General features: G+C 46.3%; 13 protein-coding genes. 3 read left to right on the top strand and 10 right to left on the bottom strand.

The window, feature by feature from the left end:
• Positions 1-575 precede the first annotated feature (575 nt).
• On the top strand, positions 576-1274 hold the full coding sequence (locus NFI80_RS24765; protein ID WP_235164165.1) for a response regulator: 699 nt from the start codon (positions 576-578) through the stop codon (positions 1272-1274).
• Between the two features lie 29 nt (positions 1275-1303).
• Here NFI80_RS24765 and NFI80_RS24760 read toward each other — a convergent pair whose 3' ends face one another.
• The 4 genes from NFI80_RS24760 to NFI80_RS24745 all read right to left on the bottom strand — a co-directional run bounded on the left by NFI80_RS24760 (position 1304) and on the right by NFI80_RS24745 (position 5618).
• A complete protein-coding gene (locus NFI80_RS24760) occupies positions 1304-2350 on the bottom strand; it encodes an aldo/keto reductase (RefSeq protein ID WP_235164164.1) in 1047 nt (348 codons plus the stop codon).
• Between the two features lie 393 nt (positions 2351-2743).
• Complete coding sequence (locus NFI80_RS24755) at positions 2744-3367, bottom strand: hypothetical protein (protein WP_235164163.1); 624 nt, start codon at positions 3365-3367, stop codon at positions 2744-2746.
• Positions 3368-3444: 77 nt separating this feature from the next.
• Complete coding sequence (locus NFI80_RS24750) at positions 3445-5094, bottom strand: ArnT family glycosyltransferase (RefSeq protein WP_235164162.1); 1650 nt, start codon at positions 5092-5094, stop codon at positions 3445-3447.
• A 101-nt stretch (positions 5095-5195) separates the two neighbouring features.
• On the bottom strand, positions 5196-5618 hold the full coding sequence (locus NFI80_RS24745; protein WP_235159494.1) for a response regulator: 423 nt from the start codon (positions 5616-5618) through the stop codon (positions 5196-5198).
• 256 nt (positions 5619-5874) lie between these two features.
• On the opposite strand from NFI80_RS24745, the gene NFI80_RS24740 reads away from it, so the two are divergent.
• Positions 5875-6393 (top strand): DUF4142 domain-containing protein, encoded by a 519-nt coding sequence (locus NFI80_RS24740; RefSeq protein WP_235164161.1) that lies wholly within the window; start codon positions 5875-5877, stop codon positions 6391-6393.
• A 31-nt stretch (positions 6394-6424) separates the two neighbouring features.
• Positions 6425-6766 (top strand): hypothetical protein, encoded by a 342-nt coding sequence (locus NFI80_RS24735; RefSeq protein ID WP_235164160.1) that lies wholly within the window; start codon positions 6425-6427, stop codon positions 6764-6766.
• Positions 6767-6785: 19 nt separating this feature from the next.
• Here NFI80_RS24735 and NFI80_RS24730 read toward each other — a convergent pair whose 3' ends face one another.
• The 6 genes from NFI80_RS24730 to NFI80_RS24705 all read right to left on the bottom strand — a co-directional run bounded on the left by NFI80_RS24730 (position 6786) and on the right by NFI80_RS24705 (position 18504).
• On the bottom strand, positions 6786-10574 hold the full coding sequence (locus NFI80_RS24730; RefSeq protein ID WP_235164159.1) for a metallophosphoesterase: 3789 nt from the start codon (positions 10572-10574) through the stop codon (positions 6786-6788).
• Positions 10571-11425, bottom strand: coding sequence for an SdiA-regulated domain-containing protein (locus NFI80_RS24725; RefSeq protein WP_235159490.1), 855 nt, complete (start codon positions 11423-11425; stop codon positions 10571-10573). The genes NFI80_RS24730 and NFI80_RS24725 overlap by 4 nt, the downstream gene beginning before the upstream one ends.
• Before the next feature lie 5 nt (positions 11426-11430).
• The gene (gene ppk1 / locus NFI80_RS24720; protein WP_235164158.1) at positions 11431-13467 is read right to left on the bottom strand and encodes a polyphosphate kinase 1; all 2037 of its coding nucleotides are present in this window, start codon (positions 13465-13467) and stop codon (positions 11431-11433) included.
• 3 nt (positions 13468-13470) lie between these two features.
• A complete protein-coding gene (locus NFI80_RS24715; protein WP_235164157.1) occupies positions 13471-14700 on the bottom strand; it encodes a Pycsar system effector family protein in 1230 nt (409 codons plus the stop codon).
• Positions 14701-14737: 37 nt separating this feature from the next.
• Positions 14738-17134 carry a GAF domain-containing protein gene (locus NFI80_RS24710; protein ID WP_235159487.1) on the bottom strand — a complete coding sequence of 799 codons (2397 nt, stop codon included), beginning with the start codon at positions 17132-17134 and terminating at the stop codon, positions 14738-14740.
• A gap of 83 nt (positions 17135-17217) precedes the next feature.
• Positions 17218-18504 (bottom strand): NAD(P)/FAD-dependent oxidoreductase, encoded by a 1287-nt coding sequence (locus NFI80_RS24705; protein WP_235159486.1) that lies wholly within the window; start codon positions 18502-18504, stop codon positions 17218-17220.
• Positions 18505-18567: the final 63 nt, after the last annotated feature.

Below are 18567 nucleotides of genomic sequence, written 5' to 3'. Positions count from 1 at the left end.
AGTAGAATTTAGATAGTTATTATAAACCGTTATGTGTATTAAAGGACGTTGATACGCTATGGAAATAGTGATCGACAGCCAGACGGCCGACGTTTCCGGGACACTTATTTTATCGTGGAGGCTTCCAGGTAAAAATGCTGGAAGTGGGTAAAAAGACTTGAAGACTCTTAAATGCAGATGTAAAGTTTACTTCATTTACTGGTTTTAAGTTGAAACAAAAATTCAAAATACCCGCAATTCACATAGTAATAGTTGGTTACAAAATTATCACTAGTACTTACTGCAAATAGTAGTTATTTGCAAATGTATCTATTAAAAGCACAAAAAAGACCCGCATAATAGTACTATGCTGATACCCCCAAAATTTAGCGGGGATAGAGCTAATTCTATCCACATATTTCTTATCTTTCTTATACTTAAATTGCGGATCATCTAGTTCTGAAAACGACTTTTGGATGCTATTAAGTTGTATTTCAGCACTATTATAATTTTGCATTGTTAAAAATCTCCTGAAAAGGACGCAGTAAGTAACTTGCGGCGACTATTGTATTATGGATATTAGATCTAAGCACACCATGGACAATACAAATTACTTTCCTGGCAAGCATAAAAATACTTCGATCAACATTGCTTTGGTAGATCAGCTCACGCTCCTTACCGACGCTTTGCGAAATGTTTTATGCCAAATGCCGGAAGTAAATGCGGTGGTGTCCTACACGGACGGGAAGGAATTTATGGCCGACCATGCCATGTTCTTGCCGGACATTCTGATCATGGACTGGGCTATCAACGGTATGACTGGTCTCGAACTGCTCAACTCAGCCCGAAGCGCTGTATCCAAGGACCTGAAAATTATAATCATTTCCTCGGTTACAGATGTGCAAACAATAAAACATGCGATCAGAAGGGGCGCAAACAGCTTCCTTCCAAAATCAGCGTCGCTGGAAGAACTGAAAGAAGCCATCGTTTCTGTGATAGCAGGAAAGCAATATATTGGGAAAGGCATCCGGGATAACCTCATCAACAGCGTTTTTACCGATGAGCAGGTTGTTCTGCATCTATCGCCGCGTGAAAAGGAAGTTTTGCAAAAGGTGTGCAGTGGCCGGACGATCAAGGAAATAGCTTACGATCTCAAACTGAGCGCGCATACAGTCCAATATTACCACCGTTGCGTTATGGATAAGTTGAAGGTGAAAAGGACGACCGATTTAATCGTTTACGCCTTGCAGCACGGGCTATACATACCGGAAATGAAGCAGCCGGCAAATGTTTAACTTACCGGCCGTCCAAACGATATCAATTTTTAACGGTTCAATTTTCCGTAAAAGTCAGGCAGCGGATTCAGTGCTGTGTTTTTGCGCTGATGCCAGTATGGATACGTGGGCGCCTTGTCGCTTGCCGCATCCAGTTTCTTAACCTGTTCAAGACTCAGGTTCCAGCCTACGGCACCCAGATTTTGTTTCAGCTGCTCTTCATTCCTTGCTCCAATGACCACATTACTAACGGTGGGCCGCTGTAAAAGCCAGTTAAGGGCAACCTGTGCAACCGTTTTTTCTGTTTCCGCGGCTACTTCGTCCAGCACATCAATGAGGTTAAAAAAGAATTCTTCCGGGATCTCTGGTCCTTCTCCCCCGCCCTGCGCGATGCGGCCCTCAGACGGCATCGGCTGGTTTCTTCTGTATTTCCCGCCTAATCTTCCGGCAGATAAAGGGCTCCATACGATTGTCCCGATGTGCTGATCCACCGCCAATGGCATCAATTCCCACTCAAACTCGCGGCTAAGCAATGAGTAATGTGCCTGATGAGCAATGTACTTGGACCAGCCATATTTTTCAGAAACAGAAAGGGATTTCATTAAATGCCAGCCCGAAAAATTTGAACAGGCAATGTATCGCACCTTTCCGGCGGTAATCAGGTCATTGAGAGCGCTGAGCGTTTCTTCAACGGGCGTATTCGCATCGAAACCGTGCATGTGGTAAATATCAATATAGTCTGTTTTGAGCCGGCGGAGGCTGTCTTCACAAGATCTGACAAGGTGAAAACGCGACGACCCGAAATCGTTTGGCCCGGTTCCCATTTTGAAAGTTGCCTTGGTAGAAAGAATGATCTTATCCCGCAAACCGATGATGGCTTTCCCCAGAATTTCTTCCGAAAGTCCTTGTGAATACACATTAGCTGTGTCGAAAAACGTAATTCCGGCATCCATACAAAGGTTAACAAGACGTGCCGCTTCGTCAGTCTGGGTGTTTCCCCAAGCTTTGAAAAAATCGCCACCGCCTCCGAATGTGCCTGTTCCGAAGCTTAACACAGGAACTTTCAGCCCCGATGCGCCCAATTGTCTGTATTCCATATTAGTAAGGTCAGTTGTCTGATTTTGAACATTGTTACAATCGAGCCAAAATTTACAAGATTAATTCTTATACAAAAAGAATGGCGTCCCTCCGGAACGCCATTCTCTCAGCTTAATCAATCCCTATATCAGCTCAATGTCGAGCAGGATTCTTTTGAAAACTTTCCCGGTCGTTTCGAAAATACCTTTGAAAGCACCAAGAAAAACACACAAGGGAAAAATTACAGGCAGATATATAAACCACCTCAAAGCCATTGATCTGTTAAACCTTTTCATGATAACACCTCTTCAACATTGCGTAATATTCAAACCCACTAGAAGTAATTATACATGCAAAATAGAAATAGTTGTATAAAAAGTCAAGATATAATGTCTCTTTGTCGTCCAATGAAACTAGTTAGGCACGTTTGTTCCCGTTTCTTCCCGATCTTTTTTCTTGCGCTTCTTGTCTTTTTTACCCGACTTGTCCTTCATCTGATTGTCATTCATGTTGGAATTCAATGTGCTTGTTCCAGTGCTTGAATTAGCCTCAGATGGCTGTGTTGTAGTCGACTGCGACGAGCCCTGTGCATTGTTTTGGTTGGTAGAATCTGGTGTTACTGCACCTGTTGTTCCTGTGCTTTGTGGCCAGGCAGAAGTGCCGCCAGCGCTGCTTCCCTGCGATTGAGAGCCGGTTGTGCTCTGCGATCCGGTTGTTCCTTGTGAACCGGTTGTTCCCTGTGAACCGCTTGTAGTTTGTGACCCGGTGGTGCCTTGCGATTGTCCGGTGCTTTCGCTCGTTCCTGTTCCCTGCATTTTACCATTTTTTCCGGTAGTATCCATGCCAGGTCTTGCTGCTCCTGCCGTGCCTGTGCTTTGTGGCCAGGCCGAAGTCCCTCCTGCACTATTTCCTTGTGACTGAGTCGAATCCTTGGTCGTTGAGCTGGATGACTTCGTGCTTTGATTTGTCGTTTGCGCATAAGCAGTTCCGCATAATGTCAGCATGAACAGTGCTACGCTAATTTTGAGCTTTTTCATTTTATTGATCTGTTGATGAGTTAAATTTTCCCACATCATATCAATAACTGTTCCAGCAACGCTGCTCCCCAGCGTAATTACCTGACGTATAGTAAGCTCCGCTTCTCAACTGCGCTGCTTCTTGTGTCCTTATTTAAAAATTTCCCTTTCAATTTCGTAATGCGAAAATATTCGGGTGCAGCCAGGATATCGGCTTTCATGCCTGCGTTGAGCAAACTGTCGGCGAGCTCCGGGGAAGTGTAAATGTAGCACGGCTTCTTAGCGAGAAAGGCATCCAGATCCTGGCTTGTACGCACAAGCCGGACATCCGCAGGAGCGTAGAATTCAAGCGAATAGGAAAACGACTTGTAAGCGGCAACGGGAAGTTCAGGGTTATTTGCCCAGATCGCCCTTGCAGCACTTCTGCCCGACTGGTATTGAAGTAAAAATGGGTAAAAAAACAGGAAAAGGAATATGTAAATGATGGCGGCCATTGCGTAACCATTGTATAAAATACGCTGCAACGGATTCTCAAACCGGATAATGTTGACTACGGCTACAATAAAGCAAGTCAGGCCGGTGGCGAGCCATTCATTTTTTAATCCGGTCCAGTATAGTAAACCGATGACCGCTATGGCGACGAGGAACACCAGAACCTGCTGCACCTTTGCCAAAATCGAAAGCTTTATGTGCCCCGCTTTTTGATATAAAAAATAACCGGTAATGATCGAAAAATAAGGAAACAGGATCACAATGTAATGCGGAAGCTGAAATCTCGACAGCGAAAAAAGAATGAAAGTGAGTAATGTGCTGCCATAAATGATCCAGCGCAAAGGCATCCTGTTCGTGTCAAAACGAATGAGATAGATAATAGCGCTTACCAGACCAACAGACCAGGGAAGAAACGCCCAAAGGGTTGTATGCATGAAAAAAGTAACATTCCCGCTTCCTTTAATGGGCCCCGTGTTAAAGAAGCGGCCGAACTGACTGTCCCAGAAAAAGAATTTTAATCCGGAAACCCCTGTTTTGCCAAATACAACTTTCTCAGGATGCAGGTCAAACTGCGCGTAAAGACTGTACAACTCCGGGGTAATGAAAACGAAGCAGAGTATGAGCATTGCCCACCAGCGGTAATTCAGGAACTCCCGCCACTGAGAAGTAAAAACCCAAAAAAGCACCCAGCCGCCGCCGATCGTAAGCAGCACAAAAATGCCCTTTGTCATGATAGCACATGCCGCAAAAAAAGCCGCGGCAACGATGTGAATGCCACTCTTTTTTTGATATACACACAACATATGCCAGACAGCCGCAATGATGCATGTGGTGAGATAAGGTTCCGCCCGGACGTCAAAGTTGGCAAGTGTGCTGTGCAGCGCTACTGCGGAAATCAGGACCGAAATCCTGGCTACGGTAACATTAAAGAGGTCCCTGGCCGTCAGAAAAGTGTAATAAAGACCCAGAAGCCAGAAAAGGAATGCCGGGAATTTATAAGCGAAACCCGTTATACCAAAAAGCTTGTAGCTGATCGCAGCCATCCAGAAAGGGAAATGCGGCTTATCGAGCCAGTCGTGGCCGTCGCCCCATAGATTAATCCAGTCGTTGTGCTGGACCATGTGCTTGGCGATTGTAGCATATAGCGCCCCGTCCGGCTCAATAATTTCCAGCCAAAGGCCCGGAACATTCAATGCAATGCCAATAATCACTAACCAGGGGAAATAACGTTGCAGAGCACGCTCAACATCATGCATAATTGTTTCTTTACGTGCCAGAATACCTGACGCTTCGTGAGAATGTTGCAAACATACGAAACGACGGCATTAATTTGTAACCGGCACCATAGCAAAGAAAGCTATCTGGCAATCTGATTTTCGAAGAAACCTTTCAGCATTTCGCTGTTGACAATTTTATTGCAGCTCTCAATGCTAAGCGGTTTTTGCTGGTAATCAATCACCTGGCTATAATTGGTTGCTCTTTTCATTTCTGATTCTTCTGTGGCCGAGCTGACCATCACAACATGGACCCGATTGAGATAAGGACGGCCGCCAATTGCATCCAGAAATTCCCAACCATTCATAATGGGCATATTGATGTCCAGTAACACGAGGAAATTAGTTTCCTGCGAAGGGTAACTTTCCAGATACTGCAGCGCATCTGATCCATTGTAGCACAAGACCGTATCGTTTAAAATTCCGGACTTTTTAAGAAACATTTCGTGGAGGAACAACATGATCTTATCATCGTCTACCAAAAGGATTTTGAGGTCATTAATCATGTCTTCTAACTTTATCTGCCTTATTCATCAGGTGTCAATTATGTTTTTGTCTAATTTACGTTATCAACGCCGTTGCGGACTAACAGGATTGCATATTTCGTCTTTCCCCAAATCCCCATATTCCCCATTTTTCTGCTTGCGACGTTATTTAAAAAAAATGATCCGCGCTTCGCAACCATCATTTCCCGCTGATTGGCACAATTATTACCGGCCTCCTCTTTCTCAATCAACAGCAGCATTATTGCCAAGATAACTTATGAAGCGTACAAAATTCTTTTTCCTTGCAGCAGCACTTTCTTTTGCAACCGTAGCCTGCGACGACGATACAACCGGGACCAATGCACCCGCCGAACTCGATAAGCAATTCATGCTCGCTGCATCCGATGGGGGTCTGTTTGAGATCAATGCCGGCCAGGTGGCCTCATCAAAAGGCACAACCCAGACCATTAAGCAATTCGGGCAGGAAATGCTCGATGACCATACGAGCATCAAACAAGAGCTCATGAAAATAGCGAAGGATGCGAATGTAGACCTGCCAACAACATTGTCGAGTGGGAAGCAGCAGAAACTGGATTCACTGTCGGGACTTTCCGGAATCGCATTTGATACGACGTACATTAAAATGGTGACCATTTCGCACGAAGAAGCGGTGAACCTGTACGAAATTCAAGACAAGTCTGCCAGCAATGTTCAACTGAAAACCTTTGCTGCCGACAAGCTTCCCAGGTTAAAGGCGCATCTGGAAAAGGCGAAAGCCATGAGAGATTCGATTTAGTAAGATTTTAGAAGTATTAACCAAAAATATTATGTTCCAATCCATCATCGCCATTTTCGAAACGAACGAGGAAGCTCAGAAAGCTAAGCGTGCCCTGATTTCCCACGGATTTGATCTAAGCCAGATTGAAGTGAATTACAATGTGGATGTGGAAGATGACCGCAGCACTGACGGCCAGCAAACTGCTACCACGGAGCACGATGCGCCGGAAGAGGATTCCGGATCAGTTGTCACAGTTCGCACCAACAATATGCAGGAGTCGCTGGATGCAACCACCATTCTGGAAGATTGCGGCGCACTGGATGTAAACGAATTTTCCGCAAAGCCCACCAGCGATCCCGATCCATTCTTTGATCCGGAAAATCTCTCTTAGGAAGATTATTTAGGAAAACTCAAAACCAGAACCCAATCTGGAATGCAATCCGGGGTTTTTCTTCCTTCTTCTCTTTTGGAATAAATGCTCCTACGGCCAATGTGAGAATGTCAACCGGTGCAAACCAGACTCCGCCGCCGTAGTTATAATGCAGGGATTTGGATTCCTCATCATCAAGCCAGACGCGGCCGTAATCAAAACTTCCAAATACGCCATAAGTGAGCGGTAATGTTGGGTTATAGCTGCTGCCAAGCCGGATACGAAGGTCTGTATCGTGCCAAATGCTGCTATGCCCGTAAAAGCGCTCCGTCCGATAGCCACGCAATCCCTGCTTTCCGCCTAATGTTGGCATTTGAAAAAATTCATAACTATCTCCAAAGATCAGCCCCGTTCCGACTTGCGTTGCCAGAATAATGTTTTCCCTGGCATCGAGGCTGGTATAATAGGCGAATCTGGCCCGGAATGAGCCAAAGTTGTTCTTGTTTTCCAGGTTTGTTGTCCAGTTTAAACCGGCGTTAAAGCGTATTCCCGTATGTGGCGCAAAAATGTTGTCAACGCTGTTGAAGTCAAACTGAAACTTGCCGCCAGCAAACATTTTTGTCTCAAAAACATCATCGGACAATTCGTTTTCAGCAGTTGTAATGAACCTGCCGCCTGTTGGCTGAATGTCTGAAAGCTCAAAGGTTGGCCCCAGGGTAATAAAGCCGGCTGTTCCTGCAAAACGTTTTTTTAATGCAGGATAAATGTGTAAAAAGCTTTGTCTTACTCGGTAAAAATCAGGGTCATTGACCAGTCTTTCGGTGTCATTTCCTAATCCGGCGTAGTTAAATGCGTAAGTAGGGCCGTGATAATAGGTGTCGAGATAAAAGTCAAACCTTTTAAAAGCATTGATGAAATCACCGGTATAATTCACTTTAAAACCCTTGGTAGCAAAGGCATAACTGGCACCAAATGCGTGCAATGAGGCATAAGGTTCCTTTTTAAACCCATATTTCATCCAGGTGGCGCTTGCGCCGAGCAACAGCCCGTCATCCGGGTTCACACCCAGGATCGGCGCCGGAATGGCAATGTCGTAATTGCTGTCAGCGCTGCGCCGGTCATATACATTATAACGGTAAAGGTTCGTGCGCTTGTCCCTGGTATCAGCCCCTGCAACGACTGTGTTATTTCGCAGGTCGTCGTAGATGAGTGTTTTCTTTTTTCCAGCACTTGTGCCCGTGCTGTCGGCAAATACATCCGTTCCAAGTCCGCCTATTAATCTTACTTTGATGCCCTTTCCGGCGTCTCCTTTAATTATAAACTCATCGTCATCACCATTGCCATACACATTGATTGTCCTGGTAACGTCAGCATTAAAGACACGCTCGTAATTCAAATGTTTGATACGGCCGTCCTTCCCGGTTTCGTAAACAGAAACTTTGGTTCGCCTTTCATCCAGCCTTTCCACCACCACCCTTTCTTCCTCTTCCGTCCCGATGACATTCACGTTCTCGCTCACAAATTCATAATGTGTCCTGGCGATTGTGAGCAGCTTATCCCGACGGCTTTTCATGTTTTGGATCAACGCAGCAGCGGATTTTTGCCTGGCTTCCTCCGGCCAGCTGGCAAAAGCATTGTTAATGACTTCGTCGGTGAGGTTGGTTTGGATAAACTTCGCCTGCTCTTCCCATTGCTCCCAGGTAAGCCGGGTGAGGAATGTCCGGTCAAAAAGCCGCGCACTCCACGTAGTCCATTTCATGCTTTGTATTTCGGGGCTGAAACTTTGGAGCTGACGCAGAAACGGCAATGTCAGCCGCGCAACGCCGGTCAGCAAGCCGTCGTACATGGAAAATGCCTGGTCACGGTCTCTCGGGATCGGACGATACAATGTGGTCCCGTCCTGCTGCTTCACCGAGGACCATGCCCATTGATCGTCATGCCTGTCCCAGTCACCCACGATGAAATCAAAAAGGCGTGTCCGGATTGCCCACGCTTCGTCTACTTTATTTTTACCATTTTCGAGCAGGCTTTCGACCAGTTCTGGCGTGCTTACAATTTTATCAGGATTACCAAAAAATGCTGCTTGCTTCCACCTTTTTCCATCGGGGCGCTCTTCCAGCAGGTTCATGGTGCCACCGAAAAGCGCATTATAGGTGGCCAGTCCGGGTTGAGCAGGGACATAATATAGCTTTGGATTGGTGTGGTAAACTTGCACCGCATCCGCCAATACAGGCATACAAAGCGGCGCGAAAGGATTGGTTGACAAGAAGTTATCCTCAACCAGATATTTAGCAGCGATCATTTGATTAAAAGGAAATGGCAAAAACCGGCTCACATCCTTCGTCAGTCCGCGCAATGCATATTCCTTTCCGTCTTTGTCCCGCAGGCGCAGAGAGTTGGTCTGGTTACCGCCACCTTGCTTCACGGGCGTCACGCCGCCTTTGAATTTATTCAAGTCTAAGACGGGAAATGTATATTTTTCAACGTAAAGATCCCTGTTGTGCTGACCAAGCAAAAATCGGTGGAATCCGCCCACGGGTTTCACCTCGTTACTGGTCACATAACGGCTCGTGGAATCATTATGCTGGCTATATTCGGTAAAAGCGATTGTCGAATCCGGTAATTCAACGGCTTGCTTATCCTTTATTTTTTTCCGAAAAACCAGCTTCGCCTCTTTTCCGTCCGCGGTTACTTCCCAGAAATTGGTCCAGGCTTCCCCACCTTCATAAAAGTTAATGGTTGAATATCCCAGCCGCGATGAAGCAAACTGCGATCCCTTACCCAGGCTTACCGGACTATTTTTACTCCCGCTTCCGCTGACAATGAATTCCTGATTGTCGTTTTCTATAAACTGCAATGCATGCTCATGTCCGCTGGCAAAAATGAACTTACCATTCTTTTTGGCGCCCGCCATAACAGCTGTGCGCAGGTCTTTATAATGCTTGTTGGCAACATCCTGCTTCGAGCCGATCGTAGCGCGGAATATGGCGCTGATGCTGCCCAGAACCGGCAACGGAATCCATAGATCAGGATTCAGCTCGGTGAGCGGAAAAATATGCTGCTTGATGGTGAACCTGCCCCCGTGCGGCCCGTATGTATAAGGCGGATGATGCATGGCGAAAACAACCTGCTTATTACGGTATTTGCGCACAACATTCTCAAACACAAACCGGAACTGTTCCCTGTTTTTAATCTCACAGCCGTCATTGATCTTCGAATCCTTGTCCCAATCCGTAAGCCACCATTGTGAATCAACCACAATAACGACCACATTATCATTGAGTTCGATCACTTCCGGGCCTGAACAGCCATCCAGTGGAAGGAAATAACTTTGGTAATCTTCCTTATTGCTTACCCCCCGTTTTTCATTGATATATTTATCAACAAATTTTTCCTGGCGCTTCAAACCCTTCACGCCCCAGCCGCGCCAGTCGTGGTTCCCGGGCAGGAAAATGGGCGTTCCTTTGAAGTTATCCAGCGTTTCGAGCTGTGAAATGATCCTGAATTCGGCTACTTTCCGGTCCGCAGAATCCTCCGACGGCGGCATACCGTGCTCATAAATGTTATCTCCCAAAAACAATGCAGAACTATGCTTCGACTCCGTTTCGAGCTTTTTTTTGAGATATTCCAAAACAGGCGCACGGCTTTCCGGCGAGTCGTTTCCGGCGTCGCCGATCAGATACATGGTGTGTTTCAGGACGAGATCGGGGCTCGGCGCATCCCGTTCCCAGTTAATCGCTTCTTTTGAAAACTGGGTCTTATAGCTGGCGCAGGAAAAAACCCCGACCAGCAAAACAAAAAAAGTAATAACCCGCAACACGCGCTTCATCGGTTTTTCTTTTTAAACTTTAAAATATTGCCCGAAAAAAGATCGTCACCTTCATTGGAAATGTACAGGTTTCCCTGCTTGTCGAAAATAATGCCCTCGGGCTGGATAAACTGGTTCCCATTAAGCGCATATGCCTCTTTTACCTTCCATTGATTATCGGTCACAACAAGGAGTTTGTTGACAGCAGAGATGATATACCAGTCGTTCGTCACCGGATTTTTGGCCAGGCCCGACGGACGGAAACCGCGCTCTACTTTGCCCGTGATCGCTTTGATCTCGTCGACTTGAATCGAGAATGTTTCTGAAATTTTCGCAGAATCCTTATCCGGCTCTAAAATATATCCCGTAACGCTGCTCTTGGAATTATCCTGCTCACAATTTTTGCAGAGAATATAGATCTTCCCCGAAGCCTCGTCACCAAACATGCCTTCGTATTCTCCTTTCGGCAATATTTTCTTCATTTCACGAATCTGCTCCACTTCTTCGAAAACCGCCTCGGTCAATGGAAAATTATAAATGGCACCATTGCTTTTGAGGACATACACATTGTTTCTGATAATGGTAACATCTTCGTAATCACCCTTTTTAGAAAACTTAGCATTCAACTGCTTTGGCTCATCCCAGCCCAGCCGGTAAAGCCGGCCATCTTCGTCCTGGATTGCGTAAATAGTGTCGGGATTTCCCTGGTTTAATGTAATACCCGAGATCTCGAAAAGGCTTTCCGGCATATTAAACTTGTCGGGCTTGCCCAGATCATAATCTTTGTAAACAACCTGTTCTTTTTTTGTGGAGTCGCACCCGCCCAACGTGAGCAAGGCCAGCATACCAATGTGCTGTAAGAATGTTGCCATATTTTTTAATGCGTTTTCAGTTCGGCTATGTCTTTTGACAACAGCCTGTAAATTTCCTCCTGCGAACGGATTCCTTTGTTGTCCGTTTTCAGTGAAATATTGTTTAAGTCACTATCGATCAGGACAGCTTGTTCTGTATCCTGCCATTGCAGCTCGATAATGTCCATCATTTTCGCTTTAAGCTTTTCGCTGTAAATCGGGAAACAGACTTCGATACGGCGGTAAATGTTCCGGTTCATCCAGTCTGCGGAGCCCATAAACAGCTCGGGCTGACCATTATTGTGAAAGATAAAAACACGGCCGTGTTCCAGGTAACGGTCTACGATCCGCTTTACTGTAATATTTTCGCTTTGCCCCATCACGCCCGGCACAATCCGGCAGACGCTGCGCACGATCAACCGGATGTTAATGCCTGCATTCGACGCTTCGTAAAGCTTGTTGACCAGTATTTCTTCTTCGAGGTTGTTCAGTTTAATGGTAATGCCTGCCTCCCTGCCACTTTTTGCATGTGCAATCTCGCGGTCGATCAGTTGCAGGAATTTAGTTTGTAAATTGAACTGCGCCACCAGTAAATGCTGGAATGCGATAATGTCGGAGCTGTCTGGTTTTTTCTTTTTACTTAAAAATCGGAAAAGCGTCTCTGCTTCCAGGAGCATAGGCTGGTGGGCTGTCAGCAATATATGGTCTGTGTAAAAACGTGCCGTTCCTTCATTGAGATTACCCGTCGCCAACAAGCCCAGATATGGGCATGAAGCGTGTTTTCTCTTAACCAAAGCCAGCTTCGCATGCACTTTCAGCGCATTCACGCTATGCACGATCTTCACGCCGGCAGACTTCATTTTTTTCGCCCAGCGAATGTTGTTGGCTTCATCAAACCTGGCTTTTAATTCCACCAGGACCGTCACCTTTTTGCCATTCTTGGCTGCGCTGATCAGTGCAAATGCAATTTTGGAATCATGCGCCACGCGATACATGGTTGTGTAAATTTCTTCAACCTGCGGATTAATAGCCGCTTCATTGAAGAACCGCAGGATGGTGTCGTAACTCTGGTATGGCGCGTGGACCATCAAATCGCGTTCGAGGAGCGAGTCAAAGAGCGATGTATGCTCGTTTACACCTTCTATGCCTTCTGCCGCAGGCCATTTGGGATATGTCTCGGCAGGCGGGCTTACCGGCAGCGACGCCAGATCTTTGAGATTATGATAACGGCCTCCCTGGACAACAGAAGCGCTTTTGAGATCAAAAAAAGAGATAATGTTTTGCAAATGCCGCAGCGGCAGCCCTGGCTCGAAGAGCAACCTCGTAGCAAAACCCAGCTCCCGCTTGATCAGTTGTTTTTCAAATTTTTCGGCAATGTCGTCCCCGTCTTCATCCATCATGTCCAGCTCGGCATCCCGCGTTACTTTAATGTTGAAAGATTGCATACTGATAACTCGCGGAAAAAGGCTTTTCAGGTTGCGCTTGATAATGTCTTCGAGGAAAATAATGTAATCCTGCTTCTCCCTTGTGATTTTAAGGAACCGGCTCAGGTTACCGGCAGGAATGTTGACCAGCGCAATCCGCTCCTTATCAGCTGGATATTGCAAAATAACTACGAGATATAGCTGATTGTTTTCGGGGAAAAACAATGTACTTTTTTTCAGGACAACAGGTTGCAAGAAACCCGCAACCTGCGCAAAGAAATAATCGTCTGCAACATTCGCAATGTTTCCGGGAATTCCATTCTTGTAGCAAAAATGGACGCCGAGTTGGCTCAGCGAAGGAATAATCGATTCGCTTAATATCCTTCCGAACTCGTCCTGCTGCTTGTTAATGATCGTCCCGGCTTTGCTATAAGCATCCTCGTTGCGGTCCAGGATCTCCTTTTTTTGCAGGTAAGGCATCCGGACCCGGTAAAATTCGTCCAGATTGGAAGAGAAAATCGAAAGGAACCGGATACGCTCCATCAACGGAACGGCCTCGTTGGCAGCCTCTTGCAAAACACGTCCATTAAAGGAAAGCCAGCTGATATCACGGTTGAAATAGCGGTACTTTTCCATCATTGATCAATGTTCAAAAAGTGCGGAGGCAAACACAAAAGCTATGACGGACACGACTATACCGAACATAAATACATTGTAAGCAATGCGCAGCAACCTGTATTTCCGGCCCAGCACAACGCCCTGGGAATATACATCCTTAGTTAAACTTCCATATAAAAACTCGCGGTCGTTCATCATGCGCTGCATGCCATTGGAATAATCATTATACGACATCCGGTAAAAATTCCCGAAAAACAGCAGGTTCACGTTTTTGGTATCAATATCCTCCTGTGTGAATGTGCCGTGCGGGATCGTCGGACGTGTGGAAAGGATTGAAAACACCATGGTGATCATGCAAATCGTCAGCAAAAGCATGGTAGGAATGATCAGGTATGTGTTGTCTTCCAGTTTCCGGATGAGGACGCTTAGCAGGACGGAAATAATGATAGACGTGGTCGTGATCATGATATGTGCCTTATTATCAGCCATATCACTTAACCTTTGATGGTTATTGGAGCTGATCCGGAACATCGTTTCAATGCCTTTGTCGGGCCGGTCGTTTTTTATCTTTCTGAGATCGGTGATTTCCGGTGCGGTTGCGGGAGTAAATGTATGGGCAACCGTTTCAGTAACCGGCTCTTCCGCCGCAGGTAACGATTCCAGCCCCTTTTCTTTTAGCTTTTCAATGTTCTTGCGCTTCTGCTTGTCCAGCATATCGCGGCAGTAATCGGTTTGGAATGTGTGCGATTCCAGCAATGCAATGGTGCTTTTGCGCCATTGCGCTTTGTCCATTTTTTTGCCGGCACGCTGCTCTGCTTCTTTCCTTACCAGCTTGTTCCAATCCGAAAATTCCGGCGTTCCGAAATGAAACAGGTCGGCGTCACAAACCACTTGTTGCAGGAAGTTTTTTGGATTTTGTGGCCATATGGTCGCCAGAATGCAGCCTTCCACTTCCGCAATGACGCTCTCATCCACTTCCTCCGACCGCAGAAACTCGGCGGCAAGTGCAGCTCCGCGTTGCTCATGACCAGCCGCATCGCCGGTGCTGTAACCCGTATCATGGAACCAGGCCGCGGTAACGACAATGAATGTTTCCTTGTCCTCCAACCGGTAATGATTGGCTATTTTGACTGCATTGGATACAACGGCTTCGGTATGTACCAGGTTATGGTAACTGAGTTGCGCCAGTTCTTTGGTACCAAAAAAATGATGGACATAATGCCTCACCTTGTCAAGCCGATGGTTGTAATTCATAGAGGTTCAGAGTTTTATTACCGCATTCCTTATTGCATCAGAGCCACTCGGAGTCGAGGTTAACCCCCACCCTGAGCGCCTTCAATCCTGTAACACCCTGCAGTTCTTCCAGATCAAGAAATTCAAGGTCATTATTTAAAGTCTTTTTCTCCTGTAAATACCGGATATAACCGACATATTCTTCGGCAGATTTACTATTAAAATAAACCAGCGCTATTTTCCCGGGTTGTGTAAGGCGCTCGCCGGTCCCTTTGACGTGGACTTTGTCGATGCGTTTTTTAATAACCTGATAACGAATATTGTACGCACCTTCCACATCAAAACGTCTTTCATCGTCGCGGAAGCTGATATCAATGCTGCTGGAATGTATGAAAATCAACTGCGTGGTTTGCAGCGGTTTTTCCATCTGGGGAATCAGCGAATTCGTGATTTTGGAAATCGCTGCCATGGAAGTCAGCTGCCAGAGCCGGATGTTTTTAAGATACAGCTCGCTAAATTTCTTTTCAGGCTCTATCGACTGGCCTATATAGATATCGTATTCGATTCCATCCGTCCTGAACTTTTCAAAATAGCAGGGGTAAGATTGCTGAATTTCCTTTCTGAACAGGTCCAGATACAAGTTTACCGACGAGTTGACCGTTTGCATAGAAGCTTCAAGCGCACGCCTGTTCGAAAAAGCAGCACCGGTATGTTCGTCTGTTATCTCAAAATATCTGTCAATAACATCCACCAGTTCCTCATTGTCATCATCCGGCACACCGGAGGCCGATTGAAAAGCCCGGGCTTCCTTGAAATGCAGCAGGAAAGGATGTGCTTCGTATTCGAGGAAATCCCGCACACGCATTTCATCGCTGTCCGTGGAGTCACTGTTGATTTCTTCGATCCATTTTTTACATTTATAGATCATTTCATCGGCCAGCCCGAACCCCAGTTTCTGCTTTAATATCGTAAAGGTTTCTATCAATAAGTCAAATTGTAAGTGCAAATCATCCCGTAACGCTGCATTTCTTTCGAGTGTAGAATTTCTGATATCTATGGCCCCGTACAGCGGATACACATTCCTGAACTGGATATTTTCAATGGTTGGCGCAGGCAGGCTGAGGGATTTGTCACGCAAGTAATGCCACGCCGTTTCCCGGAACCGCCACTGCACCGCCGGCTGTAACGAAGTGAATTTCTCCCGGATCACATTGTCGATCTCTACATTGAATTCATCAATGTAATATTTCATCATTTGCCCGATGAACGGAAGCGCTGCATCCAGCCGCGCCAGCACGCGCTCATCGATCGCCTTCTGTGATTTGGAATACACCTCCAGCACACCGATGGCTTTACTATCATAATATACCGGCAGCAAGGCATATGATTCTACGCCATCAGCTTTGAGCGTGCGGATGAAATCCATCTTGCTTTCATCTTCCAGAGCCAGATTTCTCATAAACACCACCTTAGGGGCCTGAAAATACTGATTGGCCATGGACAAATACATGTCTTCGGCCTTATCATTTTCGAGCGCCGCGGTCATCAGCTTGCTGAAAAGCACGGTACTGCGGTCAAAAACCAGTTTTTTGTTTACCCGCAGCACGGGTAACAGGCCAAAATCAATGTCCGAATTACATGCAAGCATTTTCAGCGCATTGGTAATATTGCTGAAATAAGTGTTTGCGTCATAGGATGCGCGATCCAGGATCGCACTTTTAATGTTATCAACGGCATGCTCTGCCGTTACATCCGTGAATGTAATAACGGAAAAACCCTCGAACCGGAACATGGTAAGGGGAAGCAGCTGGCTCAGGACATCTATTTCGCTGGATTCCTGCCACTCCTTCCGGATTTCTTCCACGTCAATTTCAGGAAGGCTTCCCTTGGCATATACGTCTGCAAAACGGGTGTCCAGATTAGCACGGTAATATCGTTTCAGGCCGGTCTTGTCGTCATTCAGCGCAATGATCAGGTCGTTTTCATGCATGGGCGGAAAATGATAAAGCCGTTCGAGGATGAACGAGTAAAGCTTTTTCATCTTCTGCTTCACATTGATCGCGGTTTTATCCGCGATCTCGCACCGGACGCAGCCGGAATTATCCGTCATCAGCTTATAAAAGCCTGATGTGCCGTAAAATACAACAGGGCTTACAGGCGTACTAAGCGCCCAAAAAACTTCATCTTCATTCGTAACGGGCGGCATCAGCATGCCATAGACCAAACTCAGTTCTTCCTTGAAATCCGCAATGTTGTTGAGATCAATGTCTGCGGAAAAAGCCGGATTAGACCGAAGCCTGTCCAGCACCATGGAAAAGAATGTTTTTTTGACTGTTTGTTCCTGACCTGCTTTCTCTTCAAGGAAGTTTATAAAATTCCTGAATGAGACGGAAGAATCGATTTTCTGGAGACCGTATGGTGCATCTTGGATTACATCAATAATCTTCGGTTCCATTATTATTATTTTTAAAAAGCGCTCACTTACAGACGGTCGCCAAAAGTCCGCGTTTTTTGTTAAACTCCAATGTTAAATATTAATTACTCTTTCAAAACAGGCTCTGCAACCTTCTGAGTAACAGATGGCTTAATGATCATCCGCAGCGACTGGTCTTTGGTGAAATAAGCCACCATCCAGTTATACAGCGTCTTGATCCGGTTCCGGTGATTAATCAGCGAGACAAGGTGTATAAACAGCCAGGCAAGCCAGGCGATCACGCCTTTGAAATGCAGCTTAGGCGACGGCATGTCCACAACGGCCTTTGCGCGGCCTATAATGGCCATTGAGCCTTTATCATGGTAAGTAAATGGTCTTAAAGCCTGATTTTCTGCTGCTCTTCTGAAATTTTGCGCCAACGCTTTACCTTGCTGAATGGCCACTTGCGCAACCTGCGGGTGCCCGTTTGGAAAGTTAGGGTCTGTTTGCTGCAAACTCGCGTCTCCAATAGCGTAAATGTTATACGTCCCGACCAGCTTGTTATATGCATCCACCAGCATTCTCCTGCCACGCCCATAGGCTTCCGGGGGAATGCCTTCGAACACTTTGCCCGTCACACCTGCCGCCCATATCAACGTTTTCGCTTCAATGCATTCACCTTCACTGAAACACACCTTATCGTCAACAAAATCCGATACGTGGGTGTTCAGCTTTATCTTCACGCCGAGCTTTCTTAAAGCCTCGTAAGTATCTTTTTGAGAAGCAACGCTCATCGGGGAAAGCAATGCATCGCCGCCGTCGACCAGGTATATTTCGCTTCCTTTTCCGGCCAGTTCGGGGTATTCTTTTCTTAAAATGCCGTTACGCATCTCGGCGAACATCCCCGAGATTTCCACGCCGGTAGGCCCGCCGCCGGCAATCACTACGGTGAGGAGCTTTCTGACTTCTTCCGGATCCTCGGAAATTGTAGCCTGCTCCATCTGCTGCAACAGCCTGTTGCGCATGCCAATAGCATCTTCCACCGTTTTCATCGGCGTAGCATTGCGCTTGACATTCTCCATGCCGAAAAAATTCGTTTCTGCTCCGGTGGCAAACACCAGGTAATCATATTCCAGCTCGCCGTTTGAAAGGATAATCTTGTTTTCGGTGGTTACCACGCTTTGCAGCTCACCCAATCGGAAGAAGAGATTTGGTTTTCCCCTGAAAAGCTTTCGAAAAGGGTAGCTGATGCTGGATGGCTCCAAAAACGCCGTGGCAACCTGATAGATTAGCGGCGGGAAGAAGTTGTAATTGTTCTTATCGACAAGTGTTACTTCAAACTTATTGCTTTTGGCCAGATCAAGCGCCAGATTCACACCGGCAAATCCGCCACCTACGATTACAATTTTCATAATGCTTACTGTTTATTAGGGGGTATTGTTTTTAATTATTTGTGCCGCGCTGATCGGCAAACA

It is taken from the genome of Dyadobacter chenhuakuii (assembly GCF_023821985.2).
Taxonomy (GTDB): domain Bacteria; phylum Bacteroidota; class Bacteroidia; order Cytophagales; family Spirosomataceae; genus Dyadobacter; species Dyadobacter chenhuakuii.
Note: the sequence above shows the minus strand (reverse complement) of the source record. Positions and strands in the feature narration are given on the sequence as shown.

What these genes read in the sequence shown, in the direction of transcription:
- NFI80_RS24765 (WP_235164165.1), top strand. Translation starts at nt 576, where the DNA reads ATGGACAATACAAATTACTTTCCTGGCAAGCATAAAAATACTTCGATC.
- NFI80_RS24760 (WP_235164164.1), bottom strand. Translation starts at nt 2,350, where the DNA reads ATGGAATACAGACAATTGGGCGCATCGGGGCTGAAAGTTCCTGTGTTA.
- NFI80_RS24755 (WP_235164163.1), bottom strand. Translation starts at nt 3,367, where the DNA reads ATGAAAAAGCTCAAAATTAGCGTAGCACTGTTCATGCTGACATTATGC.
- NFI80_RS24750 (WP_235164162.1), bottom strand. Translation starts at nt 5,094, where the DNA reads ATGCATGATGTTGAGCGTGCTCTGCAACGTTATTTCCCCTGGTTAGTG.
- NFI80_RS24745 (WP_235159494.1), bottom strand. Translation starts at nt 5,618, where the DNA reads ATGATTAATGACCTCAAAATCCTTTTGGTAGACGATGATAAGATCATG.
- NFI80_RS24740 (WP_235164161.1), top strand. Translation starts at nt 5,875, where the DNA reads ATGAAGCGTACAAAATTCTTTTTCCTTGCAGCAGCACTTTCTTTTGCA.
- NFI80_RS24735 (WP_235164160.1), top strand. Translation starts at nt 6,425, where the DNA reads ATGTTCCAATCCATCATCGCCATTTTCGAAACGAACGAGGAAGCTCAG.
- NFI80_RS24730 (WP_235164159.1), bottom strand. Translation starts at nt 10,574, where the DNA reads ATGAAGCGCGTGTTGCGGGTTATTACTTTTTTTGTTTTGCTGGTCGGG.
- NFI80_RS24725 (WP_235159490.1), bottom strand. Translation starts at nt 11,425, where the DNA reads ATGGCAACATTCTTACAGCACATTGGTATGCTGGCCTTGCTCACGTTG.
- ppk1 (WP_235164158.1), bottom strand. Translation starts at nt 13,467, where the DNA reads ATGATGGAAAAGTACCGCTATTTCAACCGTGATATCAGCTGGCTTTCC.
- NFI80_RS24715 (WP_235164157.1), bottom strand. Translation starts at nt 14,700, where the DNA reads ATGAATTACAACCATCGGCTTGACAAGGTGAGGCATTATGTCCATCAT.
- NFI80_RS24710 (WP_235159487.1), bottom strand. Translation starts at nt 17,134, where the DNA reads ATGGAACCGAAGATTATTGATGTAATCCAAGATGCACCATACGGTCTC.
- NFI80_RS24705 (WP_235159486.1), bottom strand. Translation starts at nt 18,504, where the DNA reads ATGAAAATTGTAATCGTAGGTGGCGGATTTGCCGGTGTGAATCTGGCG.